Annotated in this window: 16 protein-coding genes and 1 pseudogene; 7 read left to right on the forward strand and 10 right to left on the reverse strand. The window is 64.6% G+C overall.

Going from position 1 to position 20,443, the window contains the following annotated elements; genetic code table 11:
- Positions 1–84: 84 nt before the first annotated feature.
- A complete protein-coding gene (gene mtnA / locus ACZ9GA_RS20970) occupies positions 85–1,161 on the reverse strand; it encodes an S-methyl-5-thioribose-1-phosphate isomerase (RefSeq protein WP_457360933.1) in 1,077 nt (358 codons plus the stop codon).
- Between the two features lie 114 nt (positions 1,162–1,275).
- Here mtnA and ACZ9GA_RS20975 point away from each other — a divergent pair, with 114 nt between their 5' ends.
- The 4 genes from ACZ9GA_RS20975 to ACZ9GA_RS20990 all read left to right on the forward strand — a co-directional run bounded on the left by ACZ9GA_RS20975 (position 1,276) and on the right by ACZ9GA_RS20990 (position 4,923).
- Positions 1,276–2,607 (forward strand): TRZ/ATZ family hydrolase, encoded by a 1,332-nt coding sequence (locus tag ACZ9GA_RS20975; RefSeq protein WP_457360932.1) that lies wholly within the window; start codon positions 1,276–1,278, stop codon positions 2,605–2,607.
- A gap of 65 nt (positions 2,608–2,672) precedes the next feature.
- A complete protein-coding gene (gene ubiG / locus ACZ9GA_RS20980) occupies positions 2,673–3,371 on the forward strand; it encodes a bifunctional 2-polyprenyl-6-hydroxyphenol methylase/3-demethylubiquinol 3-O-methyltransferase UbiG (RefSeq protein WP_027977347.1) in 699 nt (232 codons plus the stop codon).
- A gap of 3 nt (positions 3,372–3,374) precedes the next feature.
- A complete protein-coding gene (gene mupP, locus ACZ9GA_RS20985; RefSeq protein ID WP_457360931.1) occupies positions 3,375–4,046 on the forward strand; it encodes an N-acetylmuramic acid 6-phosphate phosphatase MupP in 672 nt (223 codons plus the stop codon).
- A gap of 136 nt (positions 4,047–4,182) precedes the next feature.
- A complete protein-coding gene (locus ACZ9GA_RS20990) occupies positions 4,183–4,923 on the forward strand; it encodes a YciK family oxidoreductase (protein WP_457360930.1) in 741 nt (246 codons plus the stop codon).
- A 6-nt stretch (positions 4,924–4,929) separates the two neighbouring features.
- Here ACZ9GA_RS20990 and ACZ9GA_RS20995 read toward each other — a convergent pair whose 3' ends face one another.
- The 7 genes and pseudogenes from ACZ9GA_RS20995 to ACZ9GA_RS21025 all read right to left on the reverse strand — a co-directional run bounded on the left by ACZ9GA_RS20995 (position 4,930) and on the right by ACZ9GA_RS21025 (position 13,144).
- On the reverse strand, positions 4,930–5,727 hold the full coding sequence (locus ACZ9GA_RS20995) for a TenA family transcriptional regulator (RefSeq protein WP_457360929.1): 798 nt from the start codon (positions 5,725–5,727) through the stop codon (positions 4,930–4,932).
- 45 nt (positions 5,728–5,772) lie between these two features.
- Entirely contained in the window at positions 5,773–8,232 is a 2,460-nt protein-coding gene (locus ACZ9GA_RS21000; protein WP_457360928.1) for an EAL domain-containing protein, read from the reverse strand.
- A gap of 436 nt (positions 8,233–8,668) precedes the next feature.
- Positions 8,669–10,501: an ABC transporter ATP-binding protein gene (locus tag ACZ9GA_RS21005; RefSeq protein WP_457360927.1), complete on the reverse strand. Its 1,833-nt coding sequence runs from the start codon at positions 10,499–10,501 to the stop codon at positions 8,669–8,671.
- On the reverse strand, positions 10,494–11,129 hold the full coding sequence (locus tag ACZ9GA_RS21010; protein WP_455921282.1) for a DsbA family protein: 636 nt from the start codon (positions 11,127–11,129) through the stop codon (positions 10,494–10,496). The genes ACZ9GA_RS21005 and ACZ9GA_RS21010 overlap by 8 nt, the downstream gene beginning before the upstream one ends.
- A 4-nt stretch (positions 11,130–11,133) precedes the next feature.
- Positions 11,134–12,080, reverse strand: a pseudogene (trhO, locus tag ACZ9GA_RS21015) (oxygen-dependent tRNA uridine(34) hydroxylase TrhO).
- A 230-nt stretch (positions 12,081–12,310) separates the two neighbouring features.
- Entirely contained in the window at positions 12,311–12,604 is a 294-nt protein-coding gene (locus ACZ9GA_RS21020) for a BolA family protein (RefSeq protein ID WP_457360925.1), read from the reverse strand.
- A 12-nt stretch (positions 12,605–12,616) separates the two neighbouring features.
- Positions 12,617–13,144, reverse strand: coding sequence for a DUF2059 domain-containing protein (locus tag ACZ9GA_RS21025; protein WP_457360924.1), 528 nt, complete (start codon positions 13,142–13,144; stop codon positions 12,617–12,619).
- Positions 13,145–13,313: 169 nt separating this feature from the next.
- Between ACZ9GA_RS21025 and ACZ9GA_RS21030 the strand changes: the two genes are divergently transcribed.
- Both ACZ9GA_RS21030 and ACZ9GA_RS21035 read left to right on the forward strand, forming a co-directional pair.
- A complete protein-coding gene (locus tag ACZ9GA_RS21030; RefSeq protein WP_457360923.1) occupies positions 13,314–14,708 on the forward strand; it encodes a class II fumarate hydratase in 1,395 nt (464 codons plus the stop codon).
- Positions 14,709–14,887: 179 nt separating this feature from the next.
- Positions 14,888–15,073, forward strand: coding sequence for a DUF6316 family protein (locus ACZ9GA_RS21035; protein WP_457360922.1), 186 nt, complete (start codon positions 14,888–14,890; stop codon positions 15,071–15,073).
- Between the two features lie 120 nt (positions 15,074–15,193).
- On the opposite strand, the gene ACZ9GA_RS21040 is transcribed toward ACZ9GA_RS21035, so the two are convergent.
- Positions 15,194–16,375, reverse strand: coding sequence for a thiolase family protein (locus tag ACZ9GA_RS21040; RefSeq protein WP_457360921.1), 1,182 nt, complete (start codon positions 16,373–16,375; stop codon positions 15,194–15,196).
- A gap of 463 nt (positions 16,376–16,838) precedes the next feature.
- The gene (gene pap / locus ACZ9GA_RS21045; RefSeq protein WP_457360920.1) at positions 16,839–18,329 is read right to left on the reverse strand and encodes a polyphosphate:AMP phosphotransferase; all 1,491 of its coding nucleotides are present in this window, start codon (positions 18,327–18,329) and stop codon (positions 16,839–16,841) included.
- An 85-nt stretch (positions 18,330–18,414) separates the two neighbouring features.
- On the opposite strand from pap, the gene mnmC reads away from it, so the two are divergent.
- A complete protein-coding gene (gene mnmC / locus ACZ9GA_RS21050; RefSeq protein WP_457360919.1) occupies positions 18,415–20,388 on the forward strand; it encodes a bifunctional tRNA (5-methylaminomethyl-2-thiouridine)(34)-methyltransferase MnmC2/FAD-dependent 5-carboxymethylaminomethyl-2-thiouridine(34) oxidoreductase MnmC1 in 1,974 nt (657 codons plus the stop codon).
- Positions 20,389–20,443 lie beyond the last annotated feature (55 nt).

Below are 20,443 nucleotides of genomic sequence, written 5' to 3' on the forward strand. Positions count from 1 at the left end.
AAAGCGGTGCGCTTTGCGTCCCTGACACCCATGGCCCGAACGGTGTAGGACCGGGCTCTGCCCGGGAACCAAACACCACAAATCTCAATGCAACCGCTTGCGACACATCAACTGCGCCAGCTTCGCCGCATCCGGCCGCTCCACCACGCCCTTCTCCGTCACGATCACATCAATCAAATCCGCCGGCGTTACATCAAACACCGGATTGAAAGCATCCACATCCGCCCCCACCCGCTGCCCACCCACGTCCAGCAGTTCACGCCCGTCACGCTCCTCGATGGGAATGTCCTCACCACTGGCCAGGTTCATGTCGATGGTCGAACTGGGCGCCACCACCATGAAGCGCACGCCATGGTGCATGGCGGTAACCGCCAACTGGTAAGTGCCGATCTTGTTGGCTACATCACCATTGGCGGTGATGCGGTCGGCGCCGACGATGACCCAGGTGATGCCCTTGGTTTTCATCAGGTGCGCGGCAGCCGAATCAGCGTTGACGGTAACCGGGATGCCTTCGTTGGCCAGCTCCCAGGCGGTCAGGCGCGAGCCTTGCAGCCACGGCCGGGTTTCGTCGGCGTAGACGCGCTCGATCATGCCTTCGATAAAGGCACCGCGAATCACCCCCAGCGCCGTGCCGAAGCCGCCAGTGGCCAAGGCGCCGGTGTTGCAGTGGGTCAGCACGGTCTGCAGGTTGCCCTGCTGGCGACGGATCAGGTCGACGCCCAGCTGGGCCATGGTCAGGTTGGCTTCGCGGTCGCTTTCGTGGATGGCCTGTGCTTCAGCTTCCAGCAGGTCGAGCACGTCAGCGTGGTCCTTGACCCGCTCCAGGCGCTCGCGCATGCGGTTCAGCGCCCAGGACAGGTTGACCGCCGTGGGCCGTGCCATGGCCAGCACGGTGAAGTCCTGCTCCAGCGCCGCCAGCCAGTCACCGCCCTGGGCATGGCGCTGCCGGGCACCCAGCAAAAGCCCATAGGCGGCGGTGATACCAATGACCGGCGCGCCGCGCACCACCATCGAAGTGATGGCCTGGGCGACGCCAGCCGCGTCGGTGCACGCCAGCCAGGTTTCTTCGTGGGGCAAGGCACGCTGGTCCAGCAGATGCAGGGCACCGTCACGCCAGTCGATGGCCTTCACTTTCTCTGCTGCCAATAGACGATTGCGCATTGCCCACCCCTAATCTGAAAGCCGACACCAAAAGCGGTCGATTATAGCGAGCCCCCGGTCAGGACGCTCGGGTATACTTCGCCATCACCGTCCCGAAGCACTGGATTTTCCGCCATGCCCAACGCCGCCCAGCCCCTTGACCTGTTGCTGCTGCCCAGCTGGCTGGTGCCCGTGGAGCCGGCCGGGGTAGTGCTGAGGGAGCACGGCCTGGGCATTCGTGATGGCAATATAGTGTTCATCGGCCCTCGAACGGAAGCCTTGACCCTGCAAGCCAGCGAGACCCGCGAGCTGCCGGGCATGCTGCTGACCCCCGGCCTGATCAACGCCCACGGCCATGCGGCCATGACACTGTTCCGCGGCCTGGCGGACGACCTGCCGCTGATGACCTGGCTCAAGGAGCACATCTGGCCCGCCGAAGGGCGCTGGGTGGATGAGGCGTTCGTGCGCGACGGCACCGACCTGGCCATCGCCGAGCAGCTGCAGGGCGGCATCACCTGCTTCTCGGACATGTATTTTTACCCGCGCATCGCCGCCGAGCGCGTGCACCACAGCGGCATGCGCGCGCAGATCAGCATCCCGGTGCTGGATTTCCCCATCCCGGGCGCGCGCAACGCCGACGAGGCCTTGCACCAGGGCGTCGAGCTGTTCAATGACCTGAAGCATCATCCGCGCCTCTCCATTGCCTTCGGCCCTCATGCCCCTTATACCGTGGGCGACGAGAACCTGGAGAAAATCCGCGTGCTGGCCGACGAACTGGACGCAGCCATCCAGATGCACGTGCACGAAACCACCGACGAGGTAGCGCAGGCCGTGGCCGAACGCGGCGAGCGCCCGCTGGCGCGTCTGGCCCGCCTGGGCCTGCTGGGGCCGCGGCTGCAAGCGGTGCACATGACCCAGATCAGCGACGACGACCTGGCCCTGCTGGTAGAAAGCAACACCAGCGTGGTGCACTGCCCCGAGTCCAACCTCAAGCTGGCCAGCGGCTTCTGCCCGGTGGAGCGCCTGTGGCAGGCCGGGGTCAACGTGGCCATCGGCACGGACGGCGCGGCCAGCAACAATGACCTGGACCTGCTGGGCGAAACCCGCACCGCCGCGCTGCTGGCCAAGGCCGTGGCCGGCAACGCCACCGCCCTGGACGCCCACCGCGCCCTGCGCATGGCTACGCTCAACGGTGCGCGCGCCCTGGGCCTGGAAGCCTGCATCGGCTCGCTGGAAGTGGGCAAGGCGGCGGACATCACCGCGTTCGACCTGTCGGGGCTGGCGCAGCAACCGGTGTACGATCCGGTATCACAACTGATTTATGCCACCGGCCGGGACTGCGTGAAGCACGTCTGGGTCGCGGGCAAAGCCCTGCTCGACAACCGGCAGCTCACGCGCCTGGACGAGCAGGACCTAGCGGCCACGGCCGCCCGCTGGGGCCAGCGCATTGGCGCCCGGCACGAATAACACGCACGGCGGCCCACAAGCCGCCGGCCACACACCGAATTCAAGCAAGTTTCAGAGGACACCCCATGAGTAACGTCGACCACGCCGAAATCGCCAAATTCGAAGCCCTGGCGCACCGCTGGTGGGACCGCGAAAGCGAGTTCAAGCCGCTGCACGACATCAACCCCATGCGCGTCAACTGGATTGACGAGCGCGCCAAGCTGTCCGGCAAGAAAGTGCTGGACGTAGGCTGCGGCGGCGGCATCCTCAGCGAGGCCATGGCCCTGCGTGGCGCCACCGTCACCGGTATCGACATGGGCGAAGCGCCGCTGGCCGTGGCCCAACTGCACCAGCTGGAGTCCGGCGTGCAGGTGGAATACCGCCAGATCACCGCCGAAGCACTGGCCGAAGAGATGCCTGGCCAGTTCGACGTGGTCACCTGCCTGGAAATGCTGGAACACGTGCCGGACCCGTCGTCGGTCATCCGCGCCTGCTTCAAGATGGTCAAACCCGGCGGCCAGGTGTTTTTCTCCACCATCAACCGCAACCCCAAGTCGTACCTGTTCGCGATCATCGGCGCCGAGTACATCCTCAAGCTGATGCCACGTGGCACCCACGACTTCAAGAAATTCATCCGCCCTTCCGAGCTGGGCGCCTGGGCGCGCACCGCCGGCCTGTCGGTGAAAGACATCATCGGCCTGACCTACAACCCGCTGACCAAGCACTACAAGCTGGCCGCCGACGTCGACGTCAACTACATGGTCCAGACCCTGCGGGAGGAGTGATCGATGCGCTTGAGAGCGGTTCTTTTCGACATGGACGGCACCCTGCTGGACACGGCGCCGGACTTCATCGCCATCTGCCAGGCGATGCTGGCCGAACGCAACCTGCCGGCCGTCGATGACCAACTGATTCGCGACGTAGTCTCGGGCGGCGCCAAAGCCATGGTGTCGGCAGCGTTCGCGCTGTCGCCCTCGGCGCCGGAATTCGAGGCCCTGCGCCTGGAGTTCCTGGAGCGCTACCAGGTCGGCTGCGCCGTGCACAGCCGCCTGTACGACGGCATGGCCGAACTGCTGCTGGACATCGAACGCGCAGGCCTGCGCTGGGGCGTGGTGACCAACAAGCCGGTGCGCTTTGCCGAGCCGATCATGCAGCAGCTGGGGCTGGCCGAGCGCTCGGCACTGCTGATCTGCCCGGACCACGTCACCCACAGCAAGCCGGACCCCGAGCCGCTGACCCTGGCGTGCAAGATGCTCGACCTGGACCCGGCCAGCGTGCTGTTCGTGGGCGATGACCTGCGCGACATCGAGTCGGGCCGTGACGCCGGCACACGCACCGCTGCCGTGCGCTATGGCTACATCCACCCGCACGACAACCCCAGCCATTGGGGCGCCGATGTGGTGGTGGATCACCCGCTGGAGCTGCGCAAGGTGCTGGATCAGGCTATGTGCAGCTGCTGATCAGCCGCCAATCAATGCGTGGGAGCGGGCTCTGCCCGCGAAAAGGACACCGCGTTCCACCTGACGCTACGCACCGCCCTTTTCGCGGGCAGAGCCCGCTCCCACGAATAGCACTAACCATGGGAGCCTTTTGTCCATGTTCGACTACACCGCCCCACCCGCCCTGCTCAAAGACCGCGTCATTCTGGTAACCGGCGCCGGCCGTGGCATCGGCGCTGCCGCCGCCCTGACCTACGCCGCCCACGGCGCCACCGTGCTGCTGCTGGGCAAAACCGAAGCCAACCTGACCCAGGTCTATGACCAGATCGAAGCCGCCGGCCATCCGCAGCCCGTGGTCATCCCCTTCAACCTGGAAACCGCCCTGCCCCACCAGTACGACGAACTGGCTGTGATGATCGAGAACGAATTCGGACGCCTGGACGGCTTGCTGCACAACGCCTCCATCATCGGCCCGCGCACCCCCGTCGACCAATTGTCGGGCGAGCATTTCATGCGGGTGATGCACATCAACGTCAACGCCACCTTCATGCTGACCAGCACGCTGCTGCCGCTGCTCAAGCTGTCGAACGATGGTTCGCTGGTGTTCACCTCCAGCAGCGTCGGGCGCAAGGGCCGGGCCTACTGGGGTGCTTATGGGGTGTCGAAGTTTGCCACCGAAGGCCTGATGCAGACACTGGCGGACGAACTGGATGGCATGGGCACGTTGCGCGCCAACAGCATCAACCCGGGCGCCACACGCACCAGCATGCGCGCCCAGGCGTATCCGGCGGAAGCGCCGGAGAAAAACCCGCTGCCCGAAGCCATCATGCCGGTCTACCTGTACCTGATGGGCCCGGACAGCCAGGGCGTGAACGGCCAGGCGTTCAACGCCCAGTAATTAGCCTCAGTGCTGGGCGGCCACGGCCGTCAGGCGCTCGCGACGCACGCTGCGTTGCTCCGTTTCCAGGGCCAGGCAGCGCTCCAGGAAGGTGTACATGTAGTCGTAGCTCATGCACACCGCGCGGCGCACTTCGGCCTGCAACGCCTTGCTGGGGTTGTGCCCGGCCAGGGTGCAGATGATTTCCAGCGCTTCCCATGGGTGGGCATCGTCGTACTGGGCGTGCATCTTCAGCCACTTCATGGCGCGCTTGCGGCCTTCCTCGGGGAAGGAGTTGGCGTACACGTCGTTGGCGCACACCACCGCGGCCCACTCGCCGGTGGCACCTTCGATGGCGTAGTTGGTGGCGGCCATGGCCACGATCAGCGAGTCTGCCGAGGTGCTCTGCCAGCACCAGTGGCTCAACGCCAGAAGCTCTGCAGGCACATCCTGGTTCTGCAGGTCTTCCAGGGTCACGCCGTGGGCATTGCACCAGTGCACCCAGTAATCGGCATGGTTGAGTTCCACGCGAATGTTGCGCATCAGCCAGCGGCGCGCCATGTCCTCGCCCGGGCTGCGGCCAAAGCGGGTCTTGGTCAGGCTTTGGGCCATGTACAGGGCAAACTGCTCTACCACCGGCCAGCCGCCAATCAGGTACTGGCGCATGGTCTTGGCACTGAGCGTGGCATCGCGCATGTTGCGATACAGCTCATGCTCCACCACGCGGCGCTTGCTGTCGCTGCAATCACGGATCAGCTGTTGGGCCCAGAGCGGGTAACTGGTGGCTTCCATGAGGGGGCCTGTACGGACGAACGCCTCGATCACTTTTCAGATTCCTTCTTTTTGGAGTGACGGTCACAGCTACACGCGTCAACGGAACGTGCCGGGCGCCTTGAACAACAGGGGCCGCGGCCGTACCTCGTGACGCTGCAGACTTTCGCAGGTGAATACCTGTGGACGTTCTATCAGATAACCCTGGGCATAATCTACCCCGATTTCAAGCAAGGCCTGCTCTATCAAGGGGGTTTCCACGAATTCGGCGATGGTCTGCTTACCCATGACGTGACCGATATGGTTGATCACCTCAACCATGGCACGGTTGATGGGGTCATCGAGCATGTCCTTGACGAAGCTACCGTCGATTTTCAGGAAGTCCACCGGCAGGTGCTTGAGGTAGGCGAACGAGGACATGCCGGCGCAGAAATCGTCCAGCGAGAAGCGGCAACCCAGGCCCTTGAGCTCGTTGATGAAGCGAATGGCGCTACCCAGATTGGAGATAGCTGCCGTTTCGGTAATTTCGAAGCAAATCAACTCGGGCGGAATGGCAAAGCGCTGGAATTGCTCGCGCAGGTACTCCAGGAACGCCTCGTCGCCGATGCTGGTGCCCGACAGGTTAATGGCGCAAATCGCCAGCGGGCCCTTGGCGCCTTCGCTCATGCACTGCTGGATGATCTTGAACACGTTCTGCACCACCCAGCGGTCCAGGGCGGTCATCAGGCCATAGCGCTCGGCGGCCGGAATGAAGTTTTCCGGCATGATCATGCGCCCGGTTTCATCGTACAGGCGCAACAGAATCTCGATATGGCCGCCGGCGTTCTCGGTGCGGCCCAGCGAGGCGATCTCCTGGGCGTACAGCACGAAGCGGTTCTCTTCCAGGGCCATGTGCAGGCGCTGCACCCAGGCCATTTCGCCGAAGCGCATGGACAGCTCGGTGTCGTCGGCGTGGTAGATCTGCACGCGGTTGCGGCCCTTCTCCTTGGCCATGTAGCAGGCCATGTCGGCGGCCCGCAGCGAGGCTTCCAGGGTGGTGGGCACCTGGGAGATGTGCACCACGCCCAGGCTGACCGTGGTGACGAACGGCCGGCCTTTCCAGACGAAATGCAGGTTCTGCACGGTCTGGCGCAGGTTCTCGGCAATGCGCTCGGCCACGTCCGGCGGGCAGTTTTCCAGCAGGATGCCGAATTCATCGCCGCCCAGCCGCGCCAGGGTGTCGCCGTCGCGCAGGCCCGACTGCAGCAGGGTGCAGATATGCCGCAGCAGTTCATCGCCCGCCGCATGGCCGCAGGTGTCGTTGACCAGCTTGAACTGGTCCAGGTCCAGGAACATCAGCGAGTGGCGGGTCTGGCTGCGGCCGACATTGCCCAGCGCCTGCTCCAGGCGGAATTCGAATTCGCGGCGGTTGGCCAGCCCGGTCAGGGCGTCGTGGGTGGCCTGCCACGACAGGTTGGCGATGTACTGGCGTTCCTGGGTCATGTCGTGCAGCACCAGCACGGTACCACTGATGCGCCCCTCGGTGCGGATCGGCGCGCCCACCAGGGTGACCGACACGGTGCTGCCGTCCAGGCGCTGGATCAGCTTGGCGTGCTCGCTGCCGCCAGTCAGCTGACCACCCAGAATGTGCTCGATCAGCGTGAAGCTGTCCTTCTCGGCGTTCTCGTCCAGCAGATTGAACAGCGACGCCAGCGGCAGGCCGGCGGCCTGGTCGGCATTCCAGTGGGTGAGCTGCTCGGCAGCCGGGTTCATGTAGGCGATGCAGCCTTCGAAGTCGGTGGCGATCACGCCGTCGCCGATGGACGCCAGGGTCACCTGGGCCCGCTCTTTCTCCAGCTCCAGGGCGTTGGCAAAGGCATGGCGCTGGCCCAGCAGACGGTGCACGCGCCACAGCGCCAGGGCAATCAGGAACACCGCGGTGCTGAGGTTGACCACCATCAGCAGCCGCCACAGGAAGCGCGAGCCCTCGCCCAGCGCATCACTGAAGGCCTTGGCCGCCGGCGTGACGCCGTCGTTGATGGCCAGGATCTGGTCCTTCCAGCGCATGATGTCTTCTTCGCTGGCGGTACCGGCGCTGATACCGTCGTGCATCTGCTGCGCCACCGAGTCCAGCTGCACCAGGTAGCTGTCGCCCACGGTCCAGCGCTCGATGGCGCGTTCCAGGTAGCTGAAGTGACGGAAATTGAGGTACAGCCAGATCAGGCTGGAGACGTCATCGGGGTGGTTGCCGCCCTGCAGGATGCCCTGGCGTGCGGCCACAAGGTCGGGGGCCGGGCGATCCAGGGCCACGCGCAGGTCGTGACTGCCCTGTGGCACGGCGATGGCGGCCTGGTACTTGGCGAAAATACGCTCGTCACGACTGTCAGCGTACAGGTTCAGATAATAGATGGCGTCCTTTTGGCCCTTGGACCACAGACTCTCACCGGCCACATAGCCCCGCACGGCCGACAACGCGTAAAGGCTGATGCACCCCAACAATGCCTGAAACAATACAACTGCGATAAATGGCCAGACGATGCCCAATAATCTCGGCGTTTCGAGAGTCCGATTTTGCTTCATGAGGTCCCTTGCATCAGCAGAGCCAGACAACCACCCAGGAAAACTCCACTCACATCCGCAAAGATTAGGCCAAAACGGCGCAAATGCAGAGCTCTTGGTGATCAGGCATCACATTTCATTCAGCCCGGCACTTTACAGGCCTATCCAAACGAATGGCTAGCCTTGAGTTTGGTACAAATGTACTCATTGCTATCCTTCTCAAAGCATGATTTTTGGGTCTGCACAACCTGTAGCAGCGGCCGTCAGGCCGCGTCACTGACGCCGCGCACGTCCTGATACACCGCGCCGCTTGCGACGCCGCCTTCGGCAGCTGCTACAGGACCGCGTCGCCTGCATCGCGGCCAAGGCCGGTCCTACCCCGGACGGTGTAGGAGTCGACTTTAGTCGCGATGCAGGCGACGCCATTTCAAGCCAGTTGCTGCTACACGGCGCCGAGCTACACCTGCTGCAGGTGCCCATACAACCGCGCATATAGCCCACCATCGGCAATCAATTGCTGATGGTCGCCATCCTCCGCCACCCGCCCGCCATCGAACACCAGCACCCGATCCGCCTGCTTCACCGCCGACAACCGATGCGCAATGACCAACGTGGTCCGCCCACTGAGGAACTGCGCCATGGCCCGGTGCAGGTTGTATTCGGTGGCGGCGTCCAGGGCCGAGGTGGCTTCGTCGAGGATGACCACCTTGGGCTGGGCCAGGATCATCCGGGCAATGGCCAGGCGCTGCCGCTGGCCACCGGACAGGCGCACGCCAGAGCGGCCGACGACGGTATCCAAGCCCTGCGGCAAAGTGCGAATGGTGGCGTCCAGCTGGGCGATCTCCAGCGCCTGCCAGCAGGCCTCGTCGCTGCGCTCGCGGCCCATGGTCAGGTTGGCGCGCACCGTGTCGTTGAACAGCGAGGGATGTTGCAGCACCACCGCCACGTTCTCGCGCAACGTGGTCAAGCCGATTTCCTGCTGGGTCGAGCCACCAAAGCGGATCACGCCGCTTTGCGGGGTGTACAGCCCCAGCAGCAACTGCACCAGGGTGCTTTTGCCACCGCCGCTGGCGCCGACAATGGCGACCTTTTCGCCCGGCAGGATGGACAAGTCCAGGTGCTCCAGCACCTTATCCTCGCCATAGCCGAAGCTCAGGTCGCGCACCTCGATGCCCACGGTGTCACGATTGCGGAACGGGTCGATGCCGCCGGGGTACTGCGGCTCATCGGCGCGCGCCAGCAGTTCGTTGATGCGCGTCAGCGCACCGCCGGCCGCGTAGTAGGCGTATTGCAAGTTGAGCAATTGCTCGACCGGCCCGATCATGAACCACAGGTAGCTGAACACCGCCAGCATCTGGCCGATGGACAGGTCGGAGAACAGCACGGTGAGCATGGCCACCGCGCGGAAGATGTCGATGCCGAACTGAAACAACAGACCACTGGCCCTTCCCGAGGCGTCGCTTTTCCACTGCGAGGCCACGGCAAAGTCACGCACTTCACGGGCGCGCTGGCCCAGGCGGCCAAGGAAGAAGCCCTGGCGGTTGCCGGCGCGCACTTCCTGGATGGCGTCCAGGGTTTCGGTCAGCGCCTGGGTGAAGCGGGCGGTGCTGTCGTTTTCCAGCTTTTTCAGGTGTTTGACGCGCTTGCCCAGTTGCACCGTGGCGAAGATCACCAACGGGTTGAAGCACAGGATCAGCAGCGCCAGCTTCCAGTTCATCCACATCAGGATGCTGGCAGTGCCCACCAGGGTCAGCATCGCCACCAGGAACCGACTGAGGGTTTCGCCGACGAATTTGTCCAGGGTATCGAGGTCGGTGACCAGGTGCGTGGTCACGGTGCCGCCGCCCAGGCTTTCGTATTCGCTGAGCGAGATGCGCTTGAGCCGCTCGATCAGGCGGATGCGCAGGCGATAGACGATGTCCTTGGCCAACCCTGCGAACAAGCGGGCCTGGATCACGTTGAACACCAGCGCCAGGCAGCGCAGGCAGAAGGTGACCAGCAGCATCAGGCCGATGTAGCCCGCCGCCTTCTGCCAGGCACCCGGCAGCACCTGGTCCATGACCTTGAGCGCCGTATCGCCATGGCCCAGCAGCACTTCGTCCACCAGCAGCGGCAACAGCAACGGGATAGGCACGCTGCACAGCGTCGCCAGCACGGCCACGCCGTTGGCGATCCACAGGGCCTTGCGGTGCCTCAGGGCCAGTTGCCGGATGTGCGCCCAGCTCAGTCGGTCAGGGGTGACCGGCTCGGGCCGCAGGGGCAGTTCGGTCGGCCCGGGCAGGTCAAGCATGGGCAGCCCTTTCCAGCCATCGGGCGAACAGCGGCGCCAAGGCGTCCAGCGGCTGGTAGCCGTTGGTCAGCAGGGCCATCTGCCCGCCACGCTGGGCCAGCAGGGTGGGGAAACCGGCGATGTTGAGGTCGCGCACCCAGTTGAAGTCGTCCGCCGTGGCGGTCAGTTGTTCGGCGCTGTCGAAGGCGGCGGCGAATTCGATGCGCGGGATGCCGGCTTTTTCGGCCAACTCCACCAGCACCGCCACCTGGGTCACATCGCGGCCTTCAGCGTAAAAAGCATGCTGAATCAGCTTGGCCATCTGCCAGGCCGCGCCTTCGTCCAGGCTGCGCACCGCCACCACGGCCCGGCAAGCGGGCTCGGTGTCGTAGACAAAATCGTCAGGCAGTGCGCCGTCGAACTTGAATGGCTGGCCGGTGGCCTCGTGCACCGCGTGCCAGTGGTGCAGGATGCTGGCGCGCAATGAGGATTCCAGCGCCGCCCCGCCACCGGTACGCAGGCCACCCATCACCAGGTGCACGCCTACGCCGGCTGCTTTCGCCTGCTCGATCAGGGCCTCGGCGACCGGGGCAAAACCCCAGCACCAGGAACACATGGGGTCCATCACGTACAGCAGGCGTGTTTGCATGGCTTCAGTCCTGGGTGGCAGCGGCTTTGCGGTAATTATGGCCTATCGGGTGAGGAAGGTTGCGCGCCTTGGCCAATTCGATCTGCTTTTGGCGGTCGATGGCGCTCTTGCGGGTTTTCTCGCTCAGGCTGTCCCAGCAGTGCGGGCAGCTGATACCAGGGGCATAGTGCTCGCTGGCGCGGTCTTCGATGCTGATCGGCGTGCGGCAGGCGTGGCACTGGTCGTAGTCGCCTTCGGTCAGGTCGTGACGCACGGTGACGCGGTTGTCGAACACAAAGCAGTCGCCCTGCCACTTGGACTCTTGCTGCGGCACCTCTTCCAGGTACTTGAGGATGCCGCCCTTGAGGTGGAACACCTCGCCGTAGCCTTCGCTCAGCATATAGCTGGAGGCTTTTTCACAGCGGATGCCGCCGGTGCAGAACATCGCCACCTTCTTGTGCACCGCCGGGTCGAAGTTGGCCTTGATGTAGTCGGGGAACTCGCGGAACGAGGTGGTCTTGGGGTCGATGGCGCCTTCGAAGGTGCCGATCGCCACTTCGTAATCGTTGCGGGTGTCGATCAACAGCACTTCGGGGTCGTTGATCAGGGCGTTCCAGTCCTTGGGGTCGACGTAGGTGCCGACACTGCGGTTGGGGTCCACGCCCGGCACGCCCAGGGTCACGATCTCTTTCTTGAGCTTGACCTTGGTGCGGTAGAACGGCTGCTCGTCGCAGTACGACTCTTTATGGTCGATGTCCACCAGGCGCGCGCGTCGCTGCGCAGCCACGCCAGCAGGCCGTCGATGCCTTCGCGGGTGCCGGAAACGGTGCCGTTGATGCCTTCTTCGGCGATCAGCAGGGTGCCTTTGATGCCGTTGTCGACCATGGCATTGAGCAAAGGCTCGCGCAGGTCAACGTAATCTTCCAGGGTGACGAACTTGTACAGTGCCGCCACGACAATGGCTTGTGTCATGGATAAAACTCCAGGTGGTTGTCCTCGCAAAGGACGGACCGGGTTGATGTTGGATATATAAAACAACTGTGGGAGCGGGCTCTGCCCGCGAAGAAGACACCTTGCAATGCCTGATGCATCGCAGTGTTCGCTTCGCGGGCAGAGCCCGCTCCCACAGACCCCTCTCAATGGAGGGAAGCTACTTCTGGGCCAATTCTATCAAAAACCAGCCCAGGAAGTATTGCTCTGGATCAATGCCCGCCCGCGCAGGTAGGCGAGGCAGGCGCGGCGCCTACCTGTGCCCACTCGTCGGGGGTGTAGGTGTGCTGGGCCAGGGCATGGAACTGCCCCATCAGCTCACCCAGGGTGGCGTAGACCAGTTGCTGGCGCTTGACGCGGCTCAGGCCGACGAACTGCTCGGTCACCAGCACTACCTTGTAGTGGGTTTCCAGGCCGCGGCTGTGCATGTGGCTCTCGTCGAGCACATCCAGATGGGCCGGGTGCAGGGCACCCAGCGCCTGTTCAATGCGTTGCTGCATGGACATGGGCGGCCCCGCTTACGGCTTCTTGGCCGGTGCGGCGGGTGCGGCTTTCGGCGGCGCCAGCTCGTTGGTCATGTCAGACAGCAGCTTGTTGACCACCGGCACGGCGCTTTCCAGCTTCTGCTGGGTGATCTGGGCGGACTGCTGGGTGACCGACGGCATCTTCTCCAGCACTTTCTTGCCCAGCGGCGACTGGTAGAACTTGACCAGGTCCTTGAGCTCCTGCTCGGTGAAGGTGTCGGTGTACAGCTTGACCATGTCCGGCTTCAGCTTGTTCCAGCCAATGGCCTGGTCCAGGGCGGCGTTGGCCTTGGCCTGGTAGGTTTCCAGCACGGCGCGCTTGGAGTCCGGGGCCTTGGTCTGTTCGAAACGCTGGGCAAACATCTGCTGCACCTGCATGTAGACCGGGGTCCCGAGCTTGTCGGCGTGCGCCATCATCAGGAACGATTCAGCACTGGCGTTGTGGCTGGCGGTGTCGGCGAAGACCTGGCCGCTGGCGCAGACCAGAGCAACCGCGGTACAGATGGCACGAAGACGGGTCATCGAGTTTCCTTAAGTTAGCAGGCGAGGTAGTACCCCGGAATCAAACATTCTGCGCCCAAGCGAGCCGTTGGCTCAACCCCGGCGCACGGTCGGCAGATGAAACCTGATGGAACCTGAAAGGTGATCCACAGCCTAAACTGCGAATCACACCCTTGCAGAGGACCGCCGCATGAGCCGAACAGAAACTGACAGCCTGGGCCCGATCGAAGTTCCCGAGCAGGCTTACTGGGGCGCGCAGACCCAGCGGTCGCTGATCAACTTCGCCATTGGCGACCAGCGCATGCCCCTGGCGGTGCTGCACGCCCTGGCGCTGATCAAGAAGGCGGCGGCGCGGGTCAACGACCGCAACGGCGACCTGCCGGCCGACATTGCCCGGTTGATCGAGCAGGCCGCCGATGAGGTGCTGGATGGCGAACATGACGACCAGTTCCCGCTGGTGGTGTGGCAGACCGGCAGCGGCACGCAAAGCAACATGAACGTCAACGAGGTGATCGCCGGGCGCGCCAACGAGCTGGCCGGCAAGGGCCGTGGCGGCAAGGCGCCGGTGCACCCCAACGATCACGTCAACCGCTCGCAGAGCTCCAACGACTGTTTCCCCACTGCCATGAGCATCGCCGCCGCCCAGGCGGTGACCCAGCAACTGCTGCCGGCCATCGCCGAACTGTCGGCCGGGCTGGCCGAGCTGTCGGCGCGGCACACCCACCTGGTCAAGACCGGGCGCACGCACATGATGGACGCCACGCCCATCACCTTCGGCCAGGAAGTCTCGGCCTACGTGGCGCAGCTTGACTACGCCCAGCGCGCTATCCGCGCCGCCCTGCCAGCCGTGTGCGAACTGGCCCAGGGCGGTACGGCGGTGGGCACCGGGCTTAACGCCCCGCACGGCTTTTCCGAGGCCATCGCCGCGGAACTGGCGGCGCTGTCGGGCCTGCCGTTTATCACCGCGCCTAACAAGTTTGCCGCCCTGGCCGGCCACGAACCGCTGACCACCCTCAGTGGCGCCCTCAAGACCCTGGCCGTGGCCCTGATGAAGCTGGCCAACGACCTGCGCCTGCTGGGCTCCGGCCCCCGCGCCGGGCTTGCCGAAGTGAAGCTGCCGGCCAACGAGCCGGGCAGTTCGATCATGCCCGGCAAGGTCAACCCAACCCAGTGCGAAGCGCTGTCGATGCTGGCCTGCCAGGTGCTGGGCAATGACGTGGCGATCGGCTTTGCGGCCAGCCAGGGCCACTTGCAGTTGAACGTGTACAAGCCGGTGATCATCCATAACCTGCTGCAGTCGATCCGCCTGCTGGCCGATGGCTGCAGCAACTTCCAGGCGCATTGCATTGCAGGGCTGGAGCCGGACCCGGTGCAGATGGCAGACCATCTGGAGCGCGGCCTGATGCTGGTGACCGCGCTCAACCCGCATATCGGCTACGACAAGGCCGCGCAGATTGCCAAGAAGGCATACGGCGAGAACCTGACCTTGCGCCAGGCGGCCCTGGATCTGGGCTACCTTACCGACGCCGAATTCGACCAGTGGGTTCGCCCGGAGAACATGCTTGAATCGGGCAAAAGCGGCTGACCCGCCCCCCTTTTCTTGTGGGACCGGGCGAAGCTCGGGAAAGGCACCACGCGAAGTCAGCGGTGCCCCGTTCCCGAGCTTCGCCCGGTCCCACAGGGGGTAGCGTGGGACTGACCGGCGGTAGGTGCCAGGGTCGGCGAAGTGGATAAGATAACTGCAATCAGCCTGGGAGAATTTCCATGTTCGGCAAGCGTGCGCAAGACCCGGTGGACACCGTGCACTACCGCAGTGACCGGGTGATCATGATCAACGGCGAGTTTTTCTTCACCACCCGCGAAAACACACAGGAAGGCCCCTACCCTACCCGCGAAATGGCGGCGCAGGAGACTCAGGCGTATATCGATCGTATGCAGCGTCGCGCCTGAAACAACGCGATCCGTAGCCGCTGCCGCCAGGCTGCGCTGGCCTGCGTTAACCCTGGATATTTCCAGCGGGGCTGAGGGCCAGCGCAGCCTGGCGGCAGCGGCTACGGGGGGTGTGGCAGGTCAAACCGCTTCAAACAACCCCGCAGCCCCCATCCCACCGCCCACGCACATGGTCACCACGCCATAGCGCAGTTTCTGCCGCTGCAACTCGCGCACGATATGCCCCACCTGCCGCGACCCGGTCATGCCGAACGGGTGGCCGATGGCAATCGACCCGCCATTAACGTTGTACTTGGCGTTGTCGATCTCCAGGCGATCCCGGCAGTACAGGCACTGCGAGGCGAACGCCTCATTGAGTTCCCACAGGTCCACGTCCTGCACCGCCACGCCCGCCGTCTTCAACAGCTTGGGCACCGCGAACACCGGGCCGATGCCCATCTCATCCGGCTCGCACCCGGCCACGGTGAATCCGCGGAAAATGGCGCGCGGTTTCAGGCCCAGCGCTTGGGCGCGCTCAAGGCTCATCACTAGCGTCATGGACGCCCCGTCCGACAGCTGCGAAGCATTACCCGCCGTCACCGAACCGTCCTCGCTGAACGCCGGCTTCAGGCTGGCCAGGCTTTCAAGGGTGGTGTCCGGCCGGTTGCAGTCGTCACGGTCGACCACGCCGTCCAGCCACTTCTGCTCGCCGGTGGCCTTGTCTTCCACCAGGTAGCGGGTGTTCATGGCCACGATCTCATCATCGAAACGCCCGTCAGCCTGGGCCTGCGCCGTGCGCTGCTGGCTTTGCAGCGCGTACTGGTCCTGAGCGTCGCGGCTGACCTGGTAACGCTTGGCCACCACCTCGGCGGTCAGGCCCATGGGCATGTAGATGCCCGGCGAGCTTTCCTGCAGGGTGGGGTTGAGCAAGCGGTCCTGGTTGACGCTGCGCAAGGTCAGGCTGATGGACTCCACGCCGCCGGCGACGATCACGTCGCTGAAGCCCGAGGCGATCTGGTTGGCCGCGATGGCAATGGCCTGCAAGCCCGAGGAGCAGAACCGGTTAAGGGTCATGCCGGCGGTGCCGGTGCCCAGTTTCGACAGCACCGCCACGTTGCGGCCGATGTTGAAACCCTGGGCGCCCTCGTTGGACGCGGCGCCCACAATGCAGTCCTCGACACTGGCCGGGTCGATGCCATTGCGCGCCAGCAGCGCATTGACGCAATGGGCCGCCAGGTCATCGGGGCGGGTCTGATTGAATTTGCCGCGAAAGGACTTAGCCAGTCCCGTCCGCACGCTGTCGACGATCACCACTTCACGCATGCCGCACCTCCTTGATGTCATTGTCGGAATGACCCCAGCATAGGCGCGGGTGTGCGGTGTCGCGACAATCATCGAGCCGATTGATGGCAGGCTATGGCTACCCACCTATCCAAAGCGAACCAACAAGGCGGACAAGGTGATCTCCCAGACATAACTGGCCCGAAACAGACGTGGGAGCGGGTTCTACCCGCGAAGCGCCGCGCGGGCGGCGCTCGTTCTCAACAGCGCCATAAAACTCCCGACATGCACCTTTAAGCCCCACCGCAATCCCGTAGCAGCCCGGCGGCAGCGGCCGCGAGGTTGCGGTGGATTCAAGAGGTGCATGTCTTGGGTGTTTGCGGCGTTCTTAAGATCGAGCGCCGCCCGCGCGGCGCTTCGCGGGTAGAATCCGCTCCCACGTTGGTTGCAACGTACCATGGCCTGTGGGATTGGCGTTGTCAGCCTTTTGTGCTCGGCATACGACCTATTTTTTGTCGCGCTTGAACGCCGCCTCCAGCGCTTCGTTGATGGTGCGCAGCACTTTCACCCGCGCCCAGTGCTTGTCGTTGGCCTCGATCAGGGTCCAGGGCGCGATCTCGGTGCTGGTGCGGTCGACCATGTCGCCCACGGCCTCGCGGTATTGGTTCCACTTCTTGCGGTTGCGCCAGTCGTCCTCGGTGATCTTGAAGCGCTTGAACGGCACTTCCTCGCGGGCCTGGAAGCGTTCCAGCTGGGTCTGTTTGTCGATGGCCAGCCAGAACTTGACCACCACCACGCCGGCGTTGCTCAGTTGCTCCTCGAAATCGTTGATTTCACCATAGGCGCGCATCCAGTCGCCATCGCTGCACAGGCCTTCCACGCGCTCCACCAACACGCGGCCATACCAGGACCGGTCAAAGATGGTGAACTTGCCCCGCGCCGGGATCTGCCGCCAGAAACGCCACAGGTACGGCTGCGCCAGTTCGTCCTGGGTGGGCGCGGCGATGGGCACGATGTTGTACTGGCGCGGGTCGAGGGCGGCGGCCACGCGGCGAATGGCGCCGCCCTTGCCGGCGGCGTCGTTGCCTTCAAACGCAGCTACCAGAGCGTGGCGGCGCATGCGCTTGTCGCGCAGCAGGCCGGACAGGCGTGCCTGTTCTTCCACCAACTGCTGCTGATAGTGGTCCTTGCTCAGCTGTTTGCTCAGGTCCAGGCTGTCCAGCAGGTTCTTGCCGTCAAGGCTGTGGCCCAGGGGGGCGACGCTCTGGTGCACCGGCTCGGTGGGTGCCTTCAGGGCTGCCTGCAGGCCTTCGAGCAGCAGCTTGCCCACGGTAAGGCTGCGGTAATACGGGTCCACGCCTTCGATGATGTGCCACGGCGCATACTCGCGGCTGGTGCGGCGCAGCACGCGCTCGCCGAAGCGCACGAAGCGGTCGTAGGTTTCCGATTGCTGCCAGTCCAGCGGGCTGATGCGCCAGCTGTGCAGCGGGTCGTCCTTGAGGGCTTTAAGGCGTGCCTTCATCTGCTTCTTGGACAGGTGGAACCAGAATTTGAAGATCAGCGCGCCTTCGTCGCACAGCATTTGTTCCAGACGCTCGGCGCCGTTGATGGCCTGGTCCAGCACCGCGTCCTTGAACTCGCGGTGCACGCGGCCCTGGATCATCTGGCTGTACCAGTTGCCGAAAAACACGCCGATCTTGCCCTTGGCCGGCAACTGCCGCCAGTAGCGCCAGGCCGGTGGCCGGGCCAGCTCTTCGTCGGTCTGCTGGTCGAAGGAGCGTACCTCGATCAGCCGCGGGTCCATCCACTCGTTGAGCAGCTTGACCGTCTCGCCCTTGCCCGCCCCTTCGATGCCATTGATCAGCACGATCACCGGGAAACGCGCCTGGGCATGGAGTTCGTTCTGGGCTTCCAGCAGGGCTTCACGCAGCGCGGGCACCTGGGCTTCGAAGGTTTCCTTGTCGATGGCGTGACCGATTTCGGCGGACTCGAGCATGGGCAGCTACTCCTTGACCAATAAGGCCTAGAGGGTAGCGCATCCGCACCGGTATCATGACCCCCTGTCTGTAGTCGAGCCGAACATGAGCACCGAAACACTGCACGCCCAGATCGACTGGGACGAACTGGGCCGCCCCACTTCCCGCCAATACGGCGATGTCTACTTTGCGGCCTCAGGCCTTGAAGAAACCCGTCACGTGTTCATCGATCAAAACGACTTGACCGCGCGCTTTGGCGCCCTGGGCGATGGCCAGCGGTTGGTGATCGGCGAGACCGGTTTCGGCACCGGGCTGAACTTCTTCTGCGCCTGGCAGCTGTTCGATCAGCTCGCCGCGCCCAGTGCACGCTTGCATTTCATCAGCGTTGAAAAATACCCGCTCAGCCACGCCGACCTCAGCCGCGCCCTGGCCCTGTGGCCGGAACTGGCCACCTTCACCACGCCGCTGCTGCAGCAATACGTGGGCATCCACCCTGGCTTCCAGCGCCTGGTGTTCGACGGCGGCCGCGTAACGCTGACGCTGATGATTGGCGACGTGCTGGAGCAGTTGCCGCAACTGGACGCGCAGATCGATGCCTGGTTCCTGGACGGCTTTGCCCCGGCCAAGAACCCGGAGATGTGGACCCCGGAACTGTTCGCCCAGCTGGCGCGCCTGGCCGCGCCCGGCTCCACGCTGGGCACGTTCACCAGCACCGGCTGGGTGCGCCGCGGCTTGATCGCGGTGGGCTACAAGATGAAACGCATCCCCGGCATCGGCAAGAAATGGGAGGTGTCGCGCGGAGTGTTCCAGGGGCCGACCGAGGCCGTGGTGTCGACGGTCAAACCCTGGTTTGCGCGCCCCACGCCGCCTGCGGGCGAGCGCCATGCGCTGGTGATCGGCGCCGGCCTGGCCGGTTGCGCCACGGCGGCCAGCCTGGCCGCCCGGGGTTGGCGGGTGAGCCTGCTGGAGCGCCATGCCAAGGTGGCCCAGGAAGCGTCTGGCAATCCTCAAGGGGTGCTGTACCTCAAGCTGTCCGCCCACGGCACCGCGCTGTCGCAATTGATCGTCAGCGGCTTTGGCCATACCCGCCGGCTGCTCGAACAGCTGCAACGCGGTCGCGACTGGGATGACTGCGGCGTGCTGCAACTGGCTTTCGACGCCAAGGAAGGGCAGCGCCAGGCACAACTGGCCGGCGCCTTCGATGCGCAGTTGCTGCACCTGCTGGACCGCGACGCCGCCCAGGCCCGCGCGGGCGTGGAACTGGCCAACGGCGGCCTGTACTACCCCGAAGGCGGCTGGGTGCACCCGCCGGCCTTGTGTCAATGGCAGGCCAGCCAGCCTGGCGTGCACTTGCTTACCCACCATCATGTGCTGGACCTGCGCAAGGTCGACGGCCAGTGGCAAGCCTGGGACGGCGATCAACTGCTGGCCAGCGCACCGGTGGCGGTACTGTGCACAGCCGCGCAGGTACGGGAAACCGCGCAAACGGCAGACCTGCCGCTCAAGCGCATCCGCGGGCAAATCACCCGCCTGGCGCAAACGCCCGGCAGCGCCACGCTGGGCACCGTGGTGTGCGCCGAAGGCTATGTAGCCCCCGCCCGCCTGGGCGAGCACACCTTGGGCGCCAGCTTCGACTTCCACAACGAAGACCTGACGCCGACCGTGGCCGAGCATGAGGGCAACCTGGCGATGCTGGAGGAAATCTCCGCCGACCTGACCCAGCGCCTGGGTGCCCGGCAACTGCCGGTTGAGCAACTGCAAGGCCGCGCCGCCTTCCGCTGCACCAGCCCGGACTACCTGCCCATCGTCGGCCCGGTGGCCGACCGCGAGGCGTTTTCCCAGGCCTACGCCATACTCAGCCGCGATGCCCGGCAGGTGCCGGACGTGGCCTGTCCGTGGTTGGAAGGGTTGTATGTGAACAGTGGGCACGGCTCACGCGGGCTGATCACGGCGCCGTTGAGTGGTGAGTTGATTGCGGCGTGGGTGGATGATGAAGCGCTGCCGTTGCCGCGGGGGGTGGCGGAGGCTTGTCATCCGAATCGGTTTTGGGTGCGTAGTTTGGTTAAGAGCAAGGGGTAGGGCGTTGGTGGGGTGGTGCTGCTGAGATCGCGCGCCGCCCGCGCGGCGCTTCCCG

The organism is Pseudomonas sp. TE3644, assembly GCF_056278815.1.